Origin of the sequence: Natrinema sp. H-ect4, assembly GCF_041894845.1 — an archaeon.
GTDB lineage: Archaea > Halobacteriota > Halobacteria > Halobacteriales > Natrialbaceae > Natrinema.
On sequence record NZ_JBHDYC010000002.1, the window covers coordinates 52804 to 70135 of the forward strand.

The 17332-nt window shown below is 61.2% G+C and carries 19 protein-coding genes; 8 read left to right on the forward strand and 11 right to left on the reverse strand.

Annotated features, from left to right (window positions below; translation table 11 throughout):
* Positions 1-6: 6 nt before the first annotated feature.
* Entirely contained in the window at positions 7-387 is a 381-nt protein-coding gene (locus ACEWFR_RS03075; RefSeq protein WP_374059664.1) for a TlpA family protein disulfide reductase, read from the reverse strand.
* A 647-nt stretch (positions 388-1034) separates the two neighbouring features.
* Here ACEWFR_RS03075 and ACEWFR_RS03080 point away from each other — a divergent pair.
* Entirely contained in the window at positions 1035-2018 is a 984-nt protein-coding gene (locus ACEWFR_RS03080; RefSeq protein WP_374059665.1) for a PLP-dependent cysteine synthase family protein, read from the forward strand.
* Positions 2019-2138: 120 nt separating this feature from the next.
* Entirely contained in the window at positions 2139-2900 is a 762-nt protein-coding gene (locus ACEWFR_RS03085; RefSeq protein WP_374059666.1) for a hypothetical protein, read from the forward strand.
* Between the two features lie 16 nt (positions 2901-2916).
* Here ACEWFR_RS03085 and ACEWFR_RS03090 read toward each other — a convergent pair whose 3' ends face one another.
* From ACEWFR_RS03090 to cyaB, 9 genes are all read right to left on the reverse strand, one after another.
* Complete coding sequence (locus tag ACEWFR_RS03090) at positions 2917-3543, reverse strand: DUF5804 family protein (protein ID WP_374059667.1); 627 nt, start codon at positions 3541-3543, stop codon at positions 2917-2919.
* A 348-nt stretch (positions 3544-3891) separates the two neighbouring features.
* Positions 3892-5070: a tRNA sulfurtransferase gene (locus ACEWFR_RS03095; RefSeq protein WP_374059668.1), complete on the reverse strand. Its 1179-nt coding sequence runs from the start codon at positions 5068-5070 to the stop codon at positions 3892-3894.
* A 96-nt stretch (positions 5071-5166) separates the two neighbouring features.
* Positions 5167-6420: an MFS transporter gene (locus ACEWFR_RS03100; protein ID WP_374059669.1), complete on the reverse strand. Its 1254-nt coding sequence runs from the start codon at positions 6418-6420 to the stop codon at positions 5167-5169.
* A 143-nt stretch (positions 6421-6563) separates the two neighbouring features.
* Complete coding sequence (locus tag ACEWFR_RS03105) at positions 6564-6806, reverse strand: hypothetical protein (protein ID WP_374059670.1); 243 nt, start codon at positions 6804-6806, stop codon at positions 6564-6566.
* A gap of 130 nt (positions 6807-6936) precedes the next feature.
* Positions 6937-7401 carry a hypothetical protein gene (locus ACEWFR_RS03110; RefSeq protein ID WP_374059671.1) on the reverse strand — a complete coding sequence of 155 codons (465 nt, stop codon included), beginning with the start codon at positions 7399-7401 and terminating at the stop codon, positions 6937-6939.
* Complete coding sequence (locus ACEWFR_RS03115) at positions 7383-7637, reverse strand: hypothetical protein (protein ID WP_374059672.1); 255 nt, start codon at positions 7635-7637, stop codon at positions 7383-7385. The genes ACEWFR_RS03110 and ACEWFR_RS03115 overlap by 19 nt, the downstream gene beginning before the upstream one ends.
* Complete coding sequence (locus ACEWFR_RS03120) at positions 7630-7869, reverse strand: hypothetical protein (protein ID WP_374059673.1); 240 nt, start codon at positions 7867-7869, stop codon at positions 7630-7632. The genes ACEWFR_RS03115 and ACEWFR_RS03120 overlap by 8 nt, the downstream gene beginning before the upstream one ends.
* 361 nt (positions 7870-8230) lie before the next feature.
* On the reverse strand, positions 8231-9436 hold the full coding sequence (locus ACEWFR_RS03125) for a methionine adenosyltransferase (RefSeq protein WP_374059674.1): 1206 nt from the start codon (positions 9434-9436) through the stop codon (positions 8231-8233).
* A gap of 80 nt (positions 9437-9516) precedes the next feature.
* Complete coding sequence (cyaB, locus tag ACEWFR_RS03130) at positions 9517-10074, reverse strand: class IV adenylate cyclase (RefSeq protein WP_374059675.1); 558 nt, start codon at positions 10072-10074, stop codon at positions 9517-9519.
* Between the two features lie 88 nt (positions 10075-10162).
* On the opposite strand from cyaB, the gene ACEWFR_RS03135 reads away from it, so the two are divergent.
* The 3 genes from ACEWFR_RS03135 to ACEWFR_RS03145 all read left to right on the forward strand — a co-directional run bounded on the left by ACEWFR_RS03135 (position 10163) and on the right by ACEWFR_RS03145 (position 13648).
* On the forward strand, positions 10163-11140 hold the full coding sequence (locus ACEWFR_RS03135; RefSeq protein WP_374059676.1) for a peptidylprolyl isomerase: 978 nt from the start codon (positions 10163-10165) through the stop codon (positions 11138-11140).
* Between the two features lie 105 nt (positions 11141-11245).
* Positions 11246-12241, forward strand: a complete 996-nt coding sequence (locus ACEWFR_RS03140) for a hypothetical protein (RefSeq protein ID WP_374059677.1) — start codon at positions 11246-11248, stop codon at positions 12239-12241.
* A gap of 180 nt (positions 12242-12421) precedes the next feature.
* Complete coding sequence (locus ACEWFR_RS03145; protein ID WP_374059678.1) at positions 12422-13648, forward strand: RNA-guided endonuclease InsQ/TnpB family protein; 1227 nt, start codon at positions 12422-12424, stop codon at positions 13646-13648.
* Between the two features lie 118 nt (positions 13649-13766).
* Here ACEWFR_RS03145 and ACEWFR_RS03150 read toward each other — a convergent pair whose 3' ends face one another.
* Complete coding sequence (locus tag ACEWFR_RS03150) at positions 13767-14393, reverse strand: RAD55 family ATPase (protein ID WP_374059679.1); 627 nt, start codon at positions 14391-14393, stop codon at positions 13767-13769.
* A gap of 232 nt (positions 14394-14625) precedes the next feature.
* On the opposite strand from ACEWFR_RS03150, the gene pyrB reads away from it, so the two are divergent.
* The 3 genes from pyrB (at position 14626) to ACEWFR_RS03165 (ending at position 17224) form a co-directional block, all read left to right on the forward strand.
* A complete protein-coding gene (gene pyrB / locus ACEWFR_RS03155; protein ID WP_374060050.1) occupies positions 14626-15570 on the forward strand; it encodes an aspartate carbamoyltransferase in 945 nt (314 codons plus the stop codon).
* Positions 15563-16051, forward strand: coding sequence for an aspartate carbamoyltransferase regulatory subunit (gene pyrI, locus ACEWFR_RS03160; RefSeq protein ID WP_374059680.1), 489 nt, complete (start codon positions 15563-15565; stop codon positions 16049-16051). Before pyrB ends, pyrI begins: the two co-directional genes overlap by 8 nt.
* Before the next feature lie 327 nt (positions 16052-16378).
* Complete coding sequence (locus ACEWFR_RS03165) at positions 16379-17224, forward strand: hypothetical protein (protein ID WP_374059681.1); 846 nt, start codon at positions 16379-16381, stop codon at positions 17222-17224.
* Positions 17225-17332 lie beyond the last annotated feature (108 nt).

The window sequence follows — 17332 nt, forward strand, 5'->3', positions numbered from 1 at the left end:
CTGGAACTACGCCGACTCGGGCGCGGTTTCGATTTCCTCGGCGAGCCAGACTGCAGGCGGCACGTCCTCCTCTTCGACGAACCGCGTGATTTCCTCGCCCTCGTCGTTCTCGATCACGATCGTCGGAATGTACTCGATATCGTACTCGTCGACGCCGGGGCCTTGCTTGTCCTGATCGAGGCTGAACTCCTCGATCCGCTCGTCGGGGACCGCCGCGGCCTCGAGCGCCGCGCCGAAATCGGGCAGCAGGGCGCGACAGTCCTTGCACCAGTCGCCGCCCCAGATCTTGTACACTACGTCGTCGTTGTACGCTGCGAGCGTCTCGACCGCCTCCTCGTAGGACGCCGCGTCCCACGTGGGGTTCGGCCGCATAGTCTCGAGACTCATACCCACGGTTTACGGCTCGGACGGCTTAACCGCGGTGTTTCTGGCAGGTCTCCGCTCGAGAGCCCACCGGGTTTGTCTCGTAGCCGCCCGACCAACCGCCGCCGGGCGGGACTGAAAGGGGCTGGTGGGCTGAGCGGACGCAAAGCGTCCGCGAGGTCGTCGGCGCTCAGCGCCGACTGCTCGAGGGACCGCTGGTCCCTCGCCGCTCGGGAGAGCCGTGCTCTTCCGTTGCTCGGGGAAGACGGGCGACGCAAGCACTGCAGCGGTGAGCGAAGCGAACCCGAAGCGCGTGGTTCGAAAGACGCTTCGCGTCTTTCGTCATCAAGCGAGACCTTTGGTCTCGCGGACCTCGGGAATTCTGGCGGGACATAGTCCCGCTGACCTCGCGGGAGCGAAGCTCCCGCTTAGCTCCAATTCGCTCAGTCACGAGAGAGCTTCGCTCTCTCGAACGACAGCGAGCCCATCGACTCCAGACGTCCAGGGGCTTTCTGGCCGTTTGCGGTCCGTGACTCGGAGCCGTAACCAACTCGTCGAACGACTAGCCGGCACGTCCTGCCTGAGTCCAGTACGGGTCTCTACTGTTTGCTGGAAGTCAGTGTCACTCGTTACAGCAAACAGTATACGTCTCGATTCCATAGACCGTGCTAATGAAAGGGAGTATCCTGGACACCATCGGCTCGCCGCTCGTCCAGGTCGATTCGCCGGAGGGCGTGACGGTCGCCGCGAAGATCGAATCGTTCAACCCCGGCGGCTCGGCCAAGGACCGGCCGGCCCGCGAGATGATCCGGGCGGCCGAGCGCGACGGCCTGATCGAACCCGGCGACTCGCTCGTCGAACCGACCAGCGGCAACACCGGTATCGGCCTCGCGCTCGTCGCTGCCGCCCGCGGCTACGACCTGACGATCGTCATGCCGTCGGACAAGTCGAAGGAACGCCGGCAGATCATGGCCGCCTACGGGGCCGACCTCGAACTGGTCGACGGCGAAATGGCCGACGCCCGCGCTCGCGCCGACGAACTCGAGTCGGCGGGTGCGATCCAACTCGGTCAGTTCGGGAACCCGGCCAACCCCGACGCACACTACAAGACGACCGGCGAGGAAATCATCGAGCAGGTCGGCGACCGCGAGATCGACGCCTTCGTGGCCGGCGTCGGCACCGGCGGTACGATCTCGGGCACCGGCCGCCGACTCCGCGAGGCGTTCCCCGAGATGGAGATCGTCGCCGTCGAGCCGGCGAGAAACGCCGTCCTCTCGACGGGCGAGGCCGGCAAAGACGAGTTCCAGGGCATGGGGCCCGGGTTCATCAGTGACAACCTCGATCTCGATCTGCTCGACCGCGTCGAGACCGTCAAACTCGAGGACGCCGAGGACGAGTGTCGCCGCCTCGCGCGCGAGGAGGGGGTCCTCGTGGGCCAGTCCAGCGGCGCGACGAGTCTCGTCTCCCAGCGCATCGCCCGCGAGATCGCCAACCCCAGTGTCGACTGTCCCGAGGTCCCGACCGCGTTCGACGACGCGAGCGAACCGGCCTCGCCGGAAACCGACGGCGGTCAGGCGGCCGAGGACTGCCCGCTGGTCGTCACCGTCTTCTGGGACAGCGGCGAGCGCTATCTCTCGACCGGCCTCTTCGATTGAGCGGGGAGCGAGACGCTCGAGGAATCGCATCTGGCGAAAAGAACTTTTTCACCTAGCCGAACCGCCTTTACCTCCCCGTTCGTACGGTCAGTTACGATGACACGTCCCTCCAGACGGACATTGTTAGGTAGCACTGCGACGCTGATCGGTCTCTCGGCTGGCTGTATCGCCGACGGCACCGGGAGTCCGACCGACGACGATGATGATCGGAACGATGCCGATGAAGGCTCGCCGGCCCCTGACAGTAACGAGAGCGACCCCAAGTCGGTCGGCGAGGACGGAGACATCGAGGATCTCCCGAACGGAGTGGCCGATTACCGGACGCTAGCCTATCAGTACGGTTCGTCGTCGACGGAGTCCGACGTGGGGCTCCTCCGGGACGCCGACGACGCTGCGAACTGGCTCGAGGAACGATTCCCGTCCGACACCGAGTCGCTCGACAAATTCATCGACGAGACCAATTTCGAGACGTCGATCCTCGTGTCGCTCGAGTCTACCACGCCCACTCCGTGTTACGAGATAGTCCTCGAGTCCATCGACATCGTCGAGAGCGACGGTGAGGACGACACCGGTACCGACGGCGACGACGAAAGCGACGGTGAGGACGACGACGGGACCGACGAACTCGTCCTCGAGGCGGCGGTCCGAGACACGTCGGCCGAGGACGAGGTCTGTGCCCAGTCGATCGCGACCGTCGGCCGCCTGGTTCGGGTAACGTTCGAGACGGAACCGCTGACGACCATCTCGGCGACCATCGTCGGTCACGACGGCAGTACCTCGAGCGTCTCGATGGCCAGCGACAGTGCATCAGCATCCGAGAGCACGAGCGTCGATTCGACATCGGGCAGCGGTAGCAACAGTCAGCCCGGCGACGGCTCGTAGCGCCTCGAGAAACGACTCACGGAGAATATTCGGCTTCCGTCAGGCGGACGACAAGGGTGTCCTCGACGTCTCTGAGATCGTACTCGGGGAGTTCGCCACCGGTCCGGCGCACGTACAGCGGTTCGACGAGCCGATGGGTCGGCTTGGCGGCCCTCGATCGATCGGCTTCGCTCGAGTCGGAATCGTCCGTCCTCTCACTCTCGTCTCCGCCCGTCGCGTCGGTCATAGCGGTCGAATCGCGGTCGGTCTCGGGATTCGACCCCGTTGGCTCGGTAGCACTACCGTCGTCCGGCTCGGTCCCCGCGCCGATCCGCTCGAGACCGTAGATCTTGCAGAACTCGGCTGTTTCCGCCGGCTCGGTTTCGCCGTTTCGGAGCCGTTCGGCCAGCGGTCGCGAGAGCCACTCCGCGTCGCTGATACTGGGTTCCTGGACGAGCGCCTCGTCGACGAACCGCGTGAGATACCAGTTGAGGTCGTTCAACAACGAGACGGCAGCCCCGACGCTAACCGTCCGAACGGCGAGCGAGTTCTCGAACGGTCGCTCGAGGTCGTACGTCGCGAGAGCCTCGCGGGACGTCTCTCGGGAGAGCAGTTCGTACTGGAGATTGCTCCCGTCTTTGCCGACGAGACAGACGCGGGTCACTGTATTGTGGTGGGTGCGACGGTGTAATGTCGGTTTCGGCTTCTAGATGTGAATTCCAGTGGAGCGTATTCTCTCAGATACACAGCTTTCCATGGGACCACAACTGTGATGAAAGCCCCTGGACGGCTCGAGTCGGGCGGCTCGCTGTCGTTCGAGAGAGCGAAGCTCTCTCGTGATGACGAAAGACGCTTTGCGTCTTTCGAACCATGGTCCTCGGTCGCTCGTTCCTCGCTCCCTGTGGTCCTTGCATCGCCGTCCTTCCTCGACCCGCCCAGCCCCTTTCAGTCCCACCCAGCGGTGGTAAGCCAAGCGGTCTACGAGCGACGGGAAAGCAACGTATTCGAAGCATCAGGGCTCGACCAGATCCGCGTTCTTCGCTGCTTCCTCGGCGCGCTCGAGCAGGTCGTTCGGTTCCGCGGCAAGCAGCGGCTCGAGGCGGGCGTTGGTTTCGACCTGATCGGGGGTGACTCGGTTGCAGCCGGCGTCCATGGTCGAGTCCGTGTAGGTCCCGATTTCGCGGGCCTGAGCGACGATATACTGTTTGTCGCGGGTCAGGAGGGGACGGTGGATCGGCAATCTGGTCGCGCGACTGGTGACGCCGAGGTTTCGAACGGTCTGGCTGGACTTCTGGCCGGCGGCCTCGCCGGTGACGATGCCGTCCGCGTTGACGCGCTCGGCCAGCGTCTCGGCGGCGCGATAGAAAAAGCGCCGCAAAGAGAGCATTCGGCCCTGCTCCATCCCGCCGACGAGGAGGTCGACGGTCTCGCCGCCGGGAATCTCGTAGACCTGCATGTCGAAATTGGGGGCGTACTCGGAGAGGATCCGAACCGTCTCGAGCGCGCGCGCCTCGTGGTCGATTCCGCCGTAGTCGCCGAGGTCGACGTAGGCCGGGATAACCGGGCTCCCGCGTTTCATCATCTCGTAGGCTGCGACGGGCGAGTCGATGCCGCCGCTGACCAGCGCGATGACCGGCTCCTGCGAGCCGAGCGGGAGACCGCCGGGGCCGTCGACGTGCTCGAGGTAGACGAAGGCCACGTCCTCGCGCACTTCGACGCCGAACGTGAGATCCGGATCGTCGAGGTCGACTTCGGGCTCGAACTCGTCCGCGACGGTCTCCCAGATGGCGGTGCCGGCCTCGCGGGCCAGCTCCTCGCTATCGTAGGGGAGCGTCTTGTCCGACCGGCGCGCGTCGACCGCGAACGTCCCGCCGTCGTAGTGCTCGCGAGCGGTCTCCTCCAGGGCCTCGAGGATCTGCGCCTTCTCGATGCTGACGGTCAGGGCGGGACTCGCGGAGACGACGCCGAAAGTGTCCGCCGCGGCTGCGGTCGCCGCCTCGACGGCGTCCTCGCTCGTGTGAATCAGCGGCCGATTCCACCGGCGCTCGACCTCGCCGGGAATCGATCGGTCGGCGAGGACCGCCTCGAGGTTCTCCGCGAGGAGCCCCTCCATGTACCGCTTGACCCTGTTGCTCTTGGTGTTGACGTCCCCGTGACGGACGAGGACGGTGTCGGCTCCCGGCGGGTGCATGGACTGTGCTAGTCGGCCGCGGCTATAAGGGGGTTACGAGGGGCGAATCGGTCTCGAGCGGACGCGAATCCCCCTCAGACGATCGATTTCTCGGCTTCAGACGATCGATTCCTCGACCGTCGGGCTCAGGCTGCCCGTGTAGGCGTAGATCCCGGCGACGAGAACCGCCCCGGCCAGCAGCGGAACGATCGCACTGAGCGCGTACAGCACGTCGTAGCCGACCGCATTGGCGAAGGGCAGGGAGATCAGCGGGCCGAGACCGCCGCCAACATCGCCGAAGATGTTGTTGGTCCCCATCGCTCGACCCATCCGCTCCTCGGGCGTCAGATCCGCAAGGAGTGCGGTCAACGGACCGCCGACGCCGCCCTGGCCCGCGCCGATCAACCCGCAGGCGAGGATGACGGCCCCGAACGAGGGCGCGACCGTGAGCACGACGAACCCGGCACAGCTGGTCGCGAGGAAGGCGAGCAGGACGGGCATGCGAGCACCGGCGGCGTCGCTGATCTTCCCGCCCGAAATAGTGAAGACCGCTCCCGAGAGGGCGGAGACAGCCATCAGCAGTCCGGACGTTCCCTGTTCGCCGTAGTCGATGCCGTAGCCCGCGAACTCGAGCGAGAGCGTGAGCGATTCGACCTCGAGGTACAGGACGAGCGTCGAGAAGAGGACGCCGATGTACGCGAAGTAGAGCCCGAAGTTGACTAGGCCGACGGTAAGCGCGGGCAGGGTCGTCTCGAAGTCCCAGGGGCTGATCGACGAGTCGACCGACTCGACGTGCGTCTCGGGGACGATGAAGTAGGCGATAATGCTCGCGAGGCCGGCGAAGGAGGCCGCGAGGATGAACGCCGCGACGTTGCTGTAGACTTCGCTGATGATGCCGCCGAGCACCATCCCGGCGGGGAAGCCGAAGGTGATCCCGGCCCGAACGATGCCCATGCTCGTTCCCCGCGAACTGGCCTCGCTGACGTCGGCGGTGATGGTGTACGCCGTCGCGAACACGAGCGAACTGCCGATCCCCCACGTGACTCTCGCGATGACGAACCAGAGTTCCGGCAGTGCGGATTCGATCGCGATCACGTAGCCGAACGTCGCGAGCCCCTCGATCGCTAACCCGGCGACGAACGGTTTCCGAGTGCCGATCCGATCGACGAGCACCCCCGCCGGCCCGTTCGCGACCAGCCGGGTCCAGCGGTTCGCCGAAAGGATGACGCCGACCATGAACGCCGAAATCCCCAGCACCTCGCCGAGGTTCGGCAGGATGGGGAAGACGACGCCGCCGCCGAAGCCGACGAAGAAGGTGCTCGCGACGACGGCGTAGACGACGTGATTCGAACTGGTAGATACCCGTGACACCGATGATCCTCTCGAGTATTGTTTTGAAACGTGAGTTACTTCAGTAAGAGGTTCGATCGTATCAAGTGATACACTTTAATTCATCCTGACACTCCAGAATCATCCCAATAGAATTTAATATAGTGGACGGTTGGTTTTCCTCATCAGAATTCAATTGATATCAATATTATTGATATAGACGCAATTGACATTGCTATTCCCAACATGAAAAGTGCTGTATTTATGGTTCCGCCAGCGCTCATTCCCGCACCAACAGTTAGAACGAGGCCGAGAAAGAGTCCAAGAATTACGATAATCCACTGGGATAAAACATTAAGTGTGGATGTGGACTCGTCATTAGTTGGTGTATTTTCTTCGCTTGAGCCTACCAATTTAGATGGTCCCATATCAGGATTTAACTCTTGAATCGTGATTGCAATAACTATAACGAAGTGATATTGATATTATGCTAGTGTCGATACTCCTATCTCATAAATATACTAATATAGTATGTGGTGCTGTATCCTGGGTATCTATTCACAATTCCTCTATTGACCCGGTTCTAGTATCGTGACCCCAATCTAGAATTTCTTTCCCTCCTCGTGCATTGCCTTTCAATTCAACATACGGGTTAGCAGCACCCATTGGAAAACCAAAGATATTTCCACCATTATATAGATCCTGCCGCATCATATTGACATACGGGGTATATTCATCTGTTTCGACATCGATATCGTTCGTAACATTCCCTTCATACGACCACCAGGTTGATGAACTAACAGAATATGAAGATCCGTCAAAATCATCAATAGAATCATTTGTTAGCAAACCGATGCAATTGTCACAGTCTTCAACACAATATGACCAGGAGTAATCAAGTTCTGCTCGCCAAACGAATACGTCACCAAGTGGTCCCGTACCCGTGATCTCAACTGCGAGTATTTCATCATCACTAATTTCAACCATACCAGTTCCGCATGAGCTCATTTCTTCCACCCCCATTTCTTTCCAATGTCATCACGGATCGATTGAGAGGATGTCGTTATGATATCCGTATTTTGCCCGCCAGCCATCACACTCAATGATTTATTCCGTGGCATCTTTCTTTTTTCACTAGTTGCGGACGAATGCCGTGCAGTAGTAATCCTCATATCTGTGAGTTTGAAAGCATCTGCGACCGATTCCTTTTGCTTTTCAGACAAGTGTTTGCCGAGACTATCCACTTTTCCTTCATTCATTCATTCTTTCGATGGTTTTCCCTACACTTCTCACCTCAGATAAGTTGTGAGGGTTGAATTTTTGTAAGTCCACATTTTCTTCCGTCTTTGGGCGATTCAGTTCTTTTCTTAGATGAGGGTCACTTTGCTTAGCTGCGGTCATATTAGGAACAACAGCACTCCCAATAATAGTTCCAGCACCTATAGTTGTCAGTATCTTTCTTCTACTCCGATTGTTTTTATCCGATATCATCTTTAAATATAATTTCTTGAAACATATATCTATCGATTGATTCCCATATATAACTTATACTAATAGGCCGGTTGAATATATCCTTAGAAAGAACTGCTAGAGATATAAAAAACCCATTATCATATGAAGACTTGTTTGATATTTCATATAGAATGGCGTAAATATTATAGTGCCCAATATTTGGCTATCAAATAGATAGTCGTGAGTAAATATTCACCAAAGAGTTGGTGAAATATTTGATCTATGTGTGGTCCCAATCAAAATGGTCGAATAACTCCAAACATGTATAGAAATAAGACGTCTAATATAGCACTATTCAATTAATAAATATGTACTTAGTCTACTAGATAGACCTTCCAATTCAAAACGTCGTGAGCTCACCGTCGATCACGCTGCGAGTGATCTCGGTCACGTCCGCGAGCTCCCGGTCGACGATCGCTTCGACGTCGGCCTCGACGTCCGAGACCGAGACGCCGTCGTCCGTGACGACGTGCACGTCGGCGACGTGTGGCTGGTCGATGGGGCGACCGATCTGGGAGAGAAGGCGCACGCGCAGGTCGCGAATGCCGTCGACGTCGCCCACGACCTCCTCGGCGATCTGCGTCGAGAGCAGGTTGTAGATCTTCCCGATATGGTTGACCGGGTTCTTCCCGCTGGTCGCTTCCATCGACATCGAGCGGTTGGGCGTGATGAGCCCGTTTGCGCGATTGCCCCGGCCGACGGAGCCGTCGTCGCCCTGCTCGGCGGAGGTGCCGGTGACGGTGAGGTAGATCGATCCCTCCTCGTAGTCGTCGGCCGTATTGACGTGGACGTTGACCGCACGGTCCGTGTGCTCGCGCGCGACACCGTCGACGAACTCCCGGACGGACTCGACGGCCTCGACGTAGCCGTCCATGTTCGGGATGTACTCGTCGACCATCGCCGCGGCGACGGTGACGTCGATCTCCTCGCCCTCGCGTTTGCCCATGATCTTCACGTCCGGACCGAGCGCCGGATTCTCCGCCGCGTACTCGCCGTTCAGTCGTCGCTCGGCCTCGAGGACGATCTCCTCCGTTTCGGTCAGCGGCGCGTGGCCGACGCCGAAACTCGTGTCGTTGGCCATCGGGACGCTCACTTCGTCCTCGCCGAAGACCTCCTGTAAGTCACCGCTGCCCTCGCCGAGTTTCACGTCGACGACGACGTCCTCGCCGACGGTCAACTGGGGAATGTTCTCCTCGAGGTACTCTCGGGCAGCCCGTAGCGCGATGGTCTCGGCGGGGATCGTCTGGCCCTCGTAGTGTTTGGTCGCGCGGCCGACGATCAGCAGGTAGATCGGGTCGACGACTTCGCCGCCGCCGAAGGCGGGTGCCGCTTCGCCGGCGACGAGTTGCGTTTCGTCGGTATTGAAATGGAGCACTTCGCCGACGCGGTCGAGATACTCGCGTGCGAGCGCTCCCGCGACGCTCTCGGCGATCCCGTCACAGATGGAGTCAGGGTGTCCGATTCCCTTTCGTTCGACGATTTCGACTTCCTGGTCTTCGACCGCTTGCCGCTCGATAGACTCGATCCGGATGTTCCGCTTACTCATTGACGGCAGTTGACGGACCGAGTTCGTATAACTTGCGGAAACAGATACGGGCCAGAAAATGCTTGCGGGTAATGGGGCTGTCAACTGCCAGTCGCTTCTGACTCGAGCAGGAGGCCGAGATACGACGTTCTGAGTTGCTCGTTCGGATCCAACCCTATCTGCTCGAGCACGTCGTATGCGCCCTCGCGAGCCGCCTCGAGTTCGGCCTCCCCGTCGACATCTGTCTCGACCTCGACGTACTCGCCGACGTCGTCGACCGAATCGAGGGTGACCGTGTAGCCCTCGAGCGCGAATCGCTCTCGATCCTTGCGAACGGTTGCAGCGGGTTCGAAGCCGAGGTTCGCTAGAATCGTGTCCATCGTCTCGCGGTCCGCGACGGTCGTCTCGACCTCTTTGCGGGTCTTGGACTCGTCGTCGACGAGCGGCCCCTTGTAGGTGACGCGGGTTTCATCGGGCGCGTTTTCGGGTCGTTCCGAGCGAATACGCAACGCCTCGTCGGTCTCGGCGAACTCGCGGTGGGGCGCATCGTAGTAGGTGTCGACCTGGACGACGGCACCGCGAGGCGTCGCTTCGAGGGCCTCGAGACGGTCTCGAACGGCCTCGAGATCGGCGGGGACCTTCACTTCGACCTCGTACATGGCCGGGGGGACGGACGGCGGTCGTAAGTATCGGTCGCTCTCGCCCGAAAACGTCGTACTTAAATGTAGACGGCCGGACGTACAACGTATGACTGAGGATCAAGAGGCCGAGCTCGAGGAGCAGGCCGATGACGTCGACGAAGAAGCAGTCGAAGAAGCCGCCGACGAAGCCGAGGGGCTTCAGGAGGGCGACTTCGTCGAACTCGAGTACACCGCGTACACCGTCGAAGACGAACAGCTGGTCGACACGACCGACCCCGAGGTCGCCGAGGAAGAGGGCGTCGACCAGGAGGGCCAGGAGTTCAAACCGCGAACGATCGTCGTCGGCGAGGGCCACATCTTCGAGGCCGTCGAGGACGCGATCGTCGGCTCCGAACCCGGCGACTCCGGCACCGTGACCGTTTCAGCCGAGGACGCCTTCGGCGAGTACGATCCGGACGATGTCCAGACCGTCAGCGCCGAGAAGATCGACGAGGACGACCGCTACCCCGGCGCGAACGTGCAGATCGACGGCCAGCAGGGCTACATCAGCACGATCATCGGCGGCCGCGCCCGCGTCGACTTCAACCACCCGCTGGCCGGCGAGGACGTCGAGTACGAGTACACCGTCACCGAGGAGGTCGACGACCGCGAACAGCAGGCTACCGGCCTGTTCGAGATGTACCTCGGGATGGAGCCCGAACTCTGGATCGACACGGACGAAGTCGAGGAAGAGGTTCCCGTCGAGCCCGACGAGGACGCGGACGACGATGACGAACCCGCAGAGCCCGAGTTCGAGACCGAAACCGTCGAGAAGGAGACGCTCTACCTCGAGGCCACGCCCCAGATGACGATGAACCAGCAGTGGATGATGGGCAAACAGCAGATCGGCCAGGACATCATCGACAAGGTCGGCGTCGACCGCGTCATCGTCCAGGAAGTCATCGACGGTATGGGTGGCATGGGCATGGGCGGAATGATGGGCGGCATGGGCGGTATGGGCGGCGGCGACATCGAGGAAGCGCTCGAGGACGCCGACGTCGACGCCGACGAGATCGTCGAAGAGCTCGAAGGCGCGGAAGAGTAACGCAGTCTGCGGCCGCTATCCATTCTGCAGGTCACGCCACTGACAGCCACGAACGTGCGCGTCTCGCCTTTTTCGTCCAGGGAAACGTAGGGTCGGCCGACCACGATGGACGATGCGACGAGCGACGACCGCGGGGGATCAAAATCGGGAACCGGCGTCGGGCAGCCGATACAATGGGTATTGCTCACCGGTAATCGGTTCGCGATCGCTGCCGTCCTCTCGGCCGCGCTCGGGTCGTCGTATCTGTTGTTGTCGATCAGCGGCGCTGCACCGCTGGTGGACACGCAACCGTTGTTATACGTCTTCAGCGGACTGATATCGGGCAACTTCACCTTGATAACCGTCGTCGTCTCGATCAATCAGCTGGTACTCTCGCGAGAGCTCCGAACCCCGGGGCAACTCGAGTCGGAGATCGAGCGGACGACCGACTTCCGCGAGGAGGTCGAAGCGGTTACGAACCGAACCGCGCCGGCCGAGCCGGCCGGGTTTCTCCGGCTCGTCGCGGAGAGCACGCGTCGAGACGCCCAGCGGCTCGGTGGGCTGTCCGTCGGCTCGGTGCCGGCGGACGCCCGGGACGAGATCGACGAGATCACGACGGAGATCACCGACGAGTTCGACCGAATCGACGCCCACATCGAGGCGTCCGCGGACGGTATCTTCAACACGCTCTCGATGATACTCGAGACGAATTTCGCACACGAGATCCAGCGGCTCGAGTCGGTCCAGCGAACGCACGGGGAGGACATCCCCGCGACGGTGGACGAGGCGATCAGCGACGTTCGCGATCGGTTGCGGGAGATGGACATCGCCCGTCAGTACTTCAAATCGATGTACCTGCAGGTCGAACTCTCCCGGCTCTCGCGATACCTGCTCTACGCGGGCGTCCCCGCCGTCGGCACCGCCATCGCCACGCTGTTCGTCCTGACCGCGGCGGCGGGGCCGCCCTTCGGAGAACCGGTTCGTGCGGTCCTCTTTCCGACAACCGTCGCAGTGGGCGTCTTCCCCCTCTCGTTGCTGTTCGCGTACATCCTGCGAACGGCGACGGTCACCGAGCGGACCGCCGCGATTACGCCGTTTACGACGCCCGAGCAAGAACCGTGAGCGAACGGGGGATCGGCGGCGATTTCACCTAAATTACGAGGCGGAGGCCCCTTCCTCAACGGAGTGAGCGGAGCGAACGGAGTAGGGAGGGGAGGAGCCGACAACACCACAACGAACCACGCTCTCAGACAGGACCACTCCCGGACGTTTAAGTAACATCGCCACGGTATGTGAACCGTCGTGGAATACCGTCGAACCGCCGTAATCAAGCTCGACGTGCCTCAGGACGCCGATGCGTCCCTTCGTGAGACTGTTGGGCAATTCAAACACTGTGCGAACACCGCGAGCGAATGGTGTTGGCATGGTAGCGGCGACGGATACCACGTTACCTCAAAGGCCAAAGCAGAACGCGCCCTGTACGACCAACTACGGGATGAAACCAACCTTACCGCGAACCTCGTTCAGAAGGGTGTTCGCCGGGCGGTCGAAGCCGTCAAGAGCGGTGTAGCAAGACTGAAACGCGGTGAACGAACGTCCCAACCCTACTTCTCCGCCGACAGCGCGGTCTACGATAAGCGAAGTGCGACGTTCCACCGCGACCACGTCTCTCTTTCGACCGTCAACGGGCGTGTCGAGTGCGACTACACCCTCCCCGACGACCCCGAACGCCATCCGCGGACGTACCTCGAAGACGAGGACTACGAGTTCCGCATGGCGAACCTACAGCGTCGGGACGGCGAGTGGTTCCTTCATGCCTCGATGCGGAAGATCGAAGCCGACGACCCCGAACTCGACACCGAGCACAGAACAGTCCTCGGTGTGGATCTCGGGGTAAACAACATCGCAGTTGCGTCCACCGGCACGTTTTGGTCCGCCGATGAGTTTAACCATTGGCGACGAGAGTACGAAAAGCGCCGTGGCTCGCTTCAACAGCACGGAACGCGAGCCGCACACGAAGCCATCGAAGGCGTCGGTCGCAAGGAGTACGGACGCTTCGAAATATATCTTCATGGCGTAGCGAACGAACTCATTGAGGAAGCCGTCGAATACGGCTGTTCGCATATCGTCTTCGAGGACTTGACGCATATCCGCGAGAATATCCCGCAGGCGACGTGGCAACACGTGTGGGCGTTCCGCCGGTTGTTCCAATACGTCGAGTACAAGGCGGCTGAACACGGTGTTGAAGCCGTACAAGTTCTGCCGAACCATACGTCTCAACGGTGTTCGACGTGTGGATGTACCCACGAGGACAACCGCGACGGCGAGCACTTCGAGTGTTTAAAATGCGGGTATCAGAACCACGCGGACTACAACGCGGCGAAGAACATCGGATTTCGGTATCTCCGTCGGCGGCAAAACGCAGCCGACGGAGGCGCACCTGTAGACGTTGCGCTGAATCGCGGGATGTTGAACGTGAGTGGGGAGTACGCCCCTCCTGCTACCACAGACGGTGTTCGCAAGACGTAGTCTTGCGCAACCCACCAGATCCGAAGGATCTGGGGATGGCATAGAACTGGAGTCCACGCGAAAGCCCTCCCCCTCAACGAGCGAGGTCGTCAGACCGAGCGAAGTAGGGTAGGGTAGTTTACGCGATATCGCGGCTCGTGTCGATCGCGACCTCCTCCGTGAGTTCGAGTTTGATCGCTTCGGTCGGCTGGCTGCCGCCGCGGAACTTCGGGATCGTCAGATGGTTCTCGAGTTCATTGCCGGCGATCATGGTTCGGAGATCGAAGACGGCGTCGACGGCGTGGACGGTCCGCGATCGGTTCGCCGGTTCGTCGTCTCCCTTGAGACAGTGCAAGAGGGCGATGCTCCCGGTCTCGAGCATCGTGGCTTTGAGTTCGTTGAGAAAATCGACGTACTCCTCGGTGTCGCGTTGCTCCAAGACATCCATCGTGTCGATGATGAGGTTGGCACCGTCCGGCAGCGCACCGATCAGTCGCGTCGCCTCCTCGATCGGGGTGTCGCTGGTAACGTGTCTGACGGTCGGGCTACCGACGGACGACGGGGAGGACTCGATGGCGTGGCGGACGGCGTCGTCGGAGCGTTCGGTCGAGAGGTAGAGGGTTCCGCGTGCGGCCGTGAGTTCGTAGAGGAGGAGTTCGGACTGGCTGGCCGGCTCGGCGGTGTACGCGACGAGACATCCCGGTGGGAGTCCGCCGTCGAGCTTTCGATCGAGTACGTCGATTCCAGTATCTAGCCGACCGACCATACAATTATGACCAATTACTGTAGTGTCTGTATAACTCTTTGCCCTCAGGGGGTCGCCCGGTCCGAAGCTCCGTGGCTGGCTCGCAGTTGAAGTAGAACGAAATCTGGAAAACGACGTGACAGTACCGCCCTGCCGAGGATCGACGTGGCAGGGCGGTCCGACGAGAACCGACGCGATGGGGGCGGCATCGAATGGGGAGATTCAAGGGGACCGCCACAGCCTACACGAACGAATGCGCCACGATCACCTCATCACGAGCAAACAACTCTCGCGGGCAGACATCGAGACCGTTCTCGACTACGCGGCCGAGATCGACGCCGACCCGTCGGCCGTCGCGAACCGTCACGTGGGGACGGTGCTCGGCCTGCTCTTCTTCGAGCCGAGCACGCGGACGAAGATGAGCTTCGAGACCGCGATGAAGCGACTCGGCGGCGACATCGTCGACATGGGTTCGGTCGAGTCCTCGAGTGTGACGAAGGGAGAGACCCTCGCCGACACCGTCCGCGTCATCGAGGGGTACGCCGACGCGCTCGTCCTGCGCCATCCCAAGCAGGGATCGGCGACGATGGCGAGCGAGTTCGTCGACGTCCCGCTGGTGAACGCGGGCGACGGCGCGGGTCACCACCCGTCTCAGACGCTACTCGATCTCTACACGATCCGGGAGAACGCCGGACTCGACGACCTGACCATCGGCATCATGGGCGATCTGAAGTACGGTCGGACCGTCCACTCGCTGGCCTACGCGCTGACGAACTTCGATACCCGCCAGCACTTCATCAGCCCGGAGAGTCTACAGCTACCGCGGGAGGTCGTCTACGACCTCCACCAGCAACAAGACGGGACCGGCATTCGAGAGCACGACGCCCTCGAGGAGGTCCTGCCCTCGCTCGATGTCCTCTACGTCACGCGGATCCAGCGCGAGCGCTTCCCCGACGAGAACGAGTACCAGAAGGTCGCCGGCGAGTACCAGATCGACGCCGAGACGCTCGAGGCCGCAAGCGACGATCTGACGGTGATGCATCCGCTGCCCCGGGTCGACGAGATCGCGCCCGAGATCGACGAAACCGATCACGCGGCGTACTTCGAACAGGCGCACAACGGGGTTCCGATCCGAATGGCGCTGCTGGATCTCCTGTTGAGCGACGACGCGGAAATTCGAGGTGACGGCGATGAGTAACGGTCACGACCACCACGACGGCAACGACGATCACGAGCTACGGGTCAGCAAGATCCGCGACGGAACCGTTATCGATCACGTGCACGGGGGCCAGGCGCTGAACGTCCTCGCCATCCTCGGTATCGACGGCACCAACGGCGAGGAGGTTTCCGTCGGGATGAACGTCCCCTCGGATCGCCTTGCACGCAAGGACATCGTCAAGGTCGAAGGTCGCGAACTGAGTCAGGACGAAGTCGACGTGCTCTCGCTGATCGCGCCCGACGCGACGATCAACATCGTCCGAGACTTCGACGTCGTGGAGAAACACCGCGTCGAACGCCCCGACGTCGTCGAGGGCGTGCTCTCCTGTCCGAATCCCGGCTGTATCACGACCGGCGACGAGCCCGTCACCTCGCGGTTTTCGGTGCTCGAGGACGGCGTGCGCTGTTCGTACTGCGAGACGATCGTTCGCGACGAGATCGCATCGTTGATCGATACCTGAGACGGATTGCTGTACCGGGTTCCCGGCGCGCCGACGACCGTCCTTCGGGTACGCCGGTACATCGGTACAGCAGACCGGCTGAGTCGACGTGGCGTTCGTCTCCGATTATCTCGGTGAGAAGACCATCCAGAATATCTAAGTATTTGCCGTCCGTATTACTCGCTGTACATGTCACGTACCGTCAAAGTCGTACTCGCCCTGTTCGTCATCGCCGTCCTCTACAAGGTCGCCTTCAGCGGCTCGTCGGACGTCGAAGTCGACTACGAACCGACCGAAGAATAGATCCGATTCCGAACGGCTTACGGGGATGGCGGCGTACTCCGAGTTATGTACGGCGTCGTCACCCGTAACGCCGAAGAAGTACGGTGGCCGGAGTTCGACCGCGGCTTCTACGAGGTCAAAGACGTGACCGGCCGGTCCGCCGAACCGATCGCCGACGGGGTGAACATGGTCTCCTGTTTCGGCGACAACGCCGCTGCCGATGCCGATCCGTCGCTGCTCCCCGTCGACGACATGGGCCGACCCGCCGACCGGGAGCGAGCGTACTTCGACTGGGCCTATATCTGTCCGTCCCGCGAGGACTACCGAGAGGGCCTGTTCGAGATTATTGACGACTGCGCCGCCGAAAACGGGGACGTCCGCCTCGACGACATCGGCTTCCCCCGCGCGGAGTACTGTCACTGCGGCGTCTGCGAGCAGGCGTTCGAAGCGAGCGAATACGACGACCGCATGAAGTGGCGGGCCAGCGTCATCACCGAATTCGTCGAAGAAGCCGTCGAACACATCCCCGGAACGGTTTACATGACACTCTATCCCGACCCCTACCCCGGCCACCTCTACGAGCGCGCCGGCATTGACCTCGAGGCCGTCGAGGAGTACGTCGACGAGTTCGTCGTCCCGCTGTACGACACGGCCTACGGAACGACCTACTGGCTCGAGACCATCGCGAAGGGGTTCGAGAGCGCGCTCGAGACTCCGTTTAATATCGAGTTGTACGCGGTAAACGTCGATGTCGACAACCTGATTCACGCGACCGAGGTCGCCGAGGAGTACGCCGATGGGGTCTTCTTCGGCTACGAGGCGAGCAACGGACGAGCGGCCCTGCGGCGGATGCAGGCCGACGAACGCGAGGGCGTAACTCACGGCGAACCGGGCGGTGGATCGGAGTCCTGACCGCGGTCGGCGTCCACTGTCGGTCCCAAGCGACTATTACTTCCCGCTCTCGGTGCGAAATTCGCCCAACAGCGCGTTCTCGAATCGGTTCGACGGCATCGGACATAT

Bases quoted from the DNA above. Each gene is read 5' to 3' on its own strand.
- ACEWFR_RS03075 (WP_374059664.1), bottom strand. From the start codon at position 387: ATGAGTCTCGAGACTATGCGGCCGAACCCCACGTGGGACGCGGCGTCC.
- ACEWFR_RS03080 (WP_374059665.1), top strand. From the start codon at position 1,035: ATGAAAGGGAGTATCCTGGACACCATCGGCTCGCCGCTCGTCCAGGTC.
- ACEWFR_RS03095 (WP_374059668.1), bottom strand. From the start codon at position 5,070: ATGCACCCGCCGGGAGCCGACACCGTCCTCGTCCGTCACGGGGACGTC.
- ACEWFR_RS03105 (WP_374059670.1), bottom strand. From the start codon at position 6,806: ATGGGACCATCTAAATTGGTAGGCTCAAGCGAAGAAAATACACCAACT.
- ACEWFR_RS03110 (WP_374059671.1), bottom strand. From the start codon at position 7,401: ATGGGGGTGGAAGAAATGAGCTCATGCGGAACTGGTATGGTTGAAATT.
- ACEWFR_RS03115 (WP_374059672.1), bottom strand. From the start codon at position 7,637: ATGAATGAAGGAAAAGTGGATAGTCTCGGCAAACACTTGTCTGAAAAG.
- ACEWFR_RS03120 (WP_374059673.1), bottom strand. From the start codon at position 7,869: ATGATATCGGATAAAAACAATCGGAGTAGAAGAAAGATACTGACAACT.
- ACEWFR_RS03125 (WP_374059674.1), bottom strand. From the start codon at position 9,436: ATGAGTAAGCGGAACATCCGGATCGAGTCTATCGAGCGGCAAGCGGTC.
- cyaB (WP_374059675.1), bottom strand. From the start codon at position 10,074: ATGTACGAGGTCGAAGTGAAGGTCCCCGCCGATCTCGAGGCCGTTCGA.
- ACEWFR_RS03135 (WP_374059676.1), top strand. From the start codon at position 10,163: ATGACTGAGGATCAAGAGGCCGAGCTCGAGGAGCAGGCCGATGACGTC.
- ACEWFR_RS03140 (WP_374059677.1), top strand. From the start codon at position 11,246: ATGGACGATGCGACGAGCGACGACCGCGGGGGATCAAAATCGGGAACC.
- ACEWFR_RS03150 (WP_374059679.1), bottom strand. From the start codon at position 14,393: ATGGTCGGTCGGCTAGATACTGGAATCGACGTACTCGATCGAAAGCTC.
- pyrB (WP_374060050.1), top strand. From the start codon at position 14,626: ATGCGCCACGATCACCTCATCACGAGCAAACAACTCTCGCGGGCAGAC.
- pyrI (WP_374059680.1), top strand. From the start codon at position 15,563: ATGAGTAACGGTCACGACCACCACGACGGCAACGACGATCACGAGCTA.
- ACEWFR_RS03165 (WP_374059681.1), top strand. From the start codon at position 16,379: ATGTACGGCGTCGTCACCCGTAACGCCGAAGAAGTACGGTGGCCGGAG.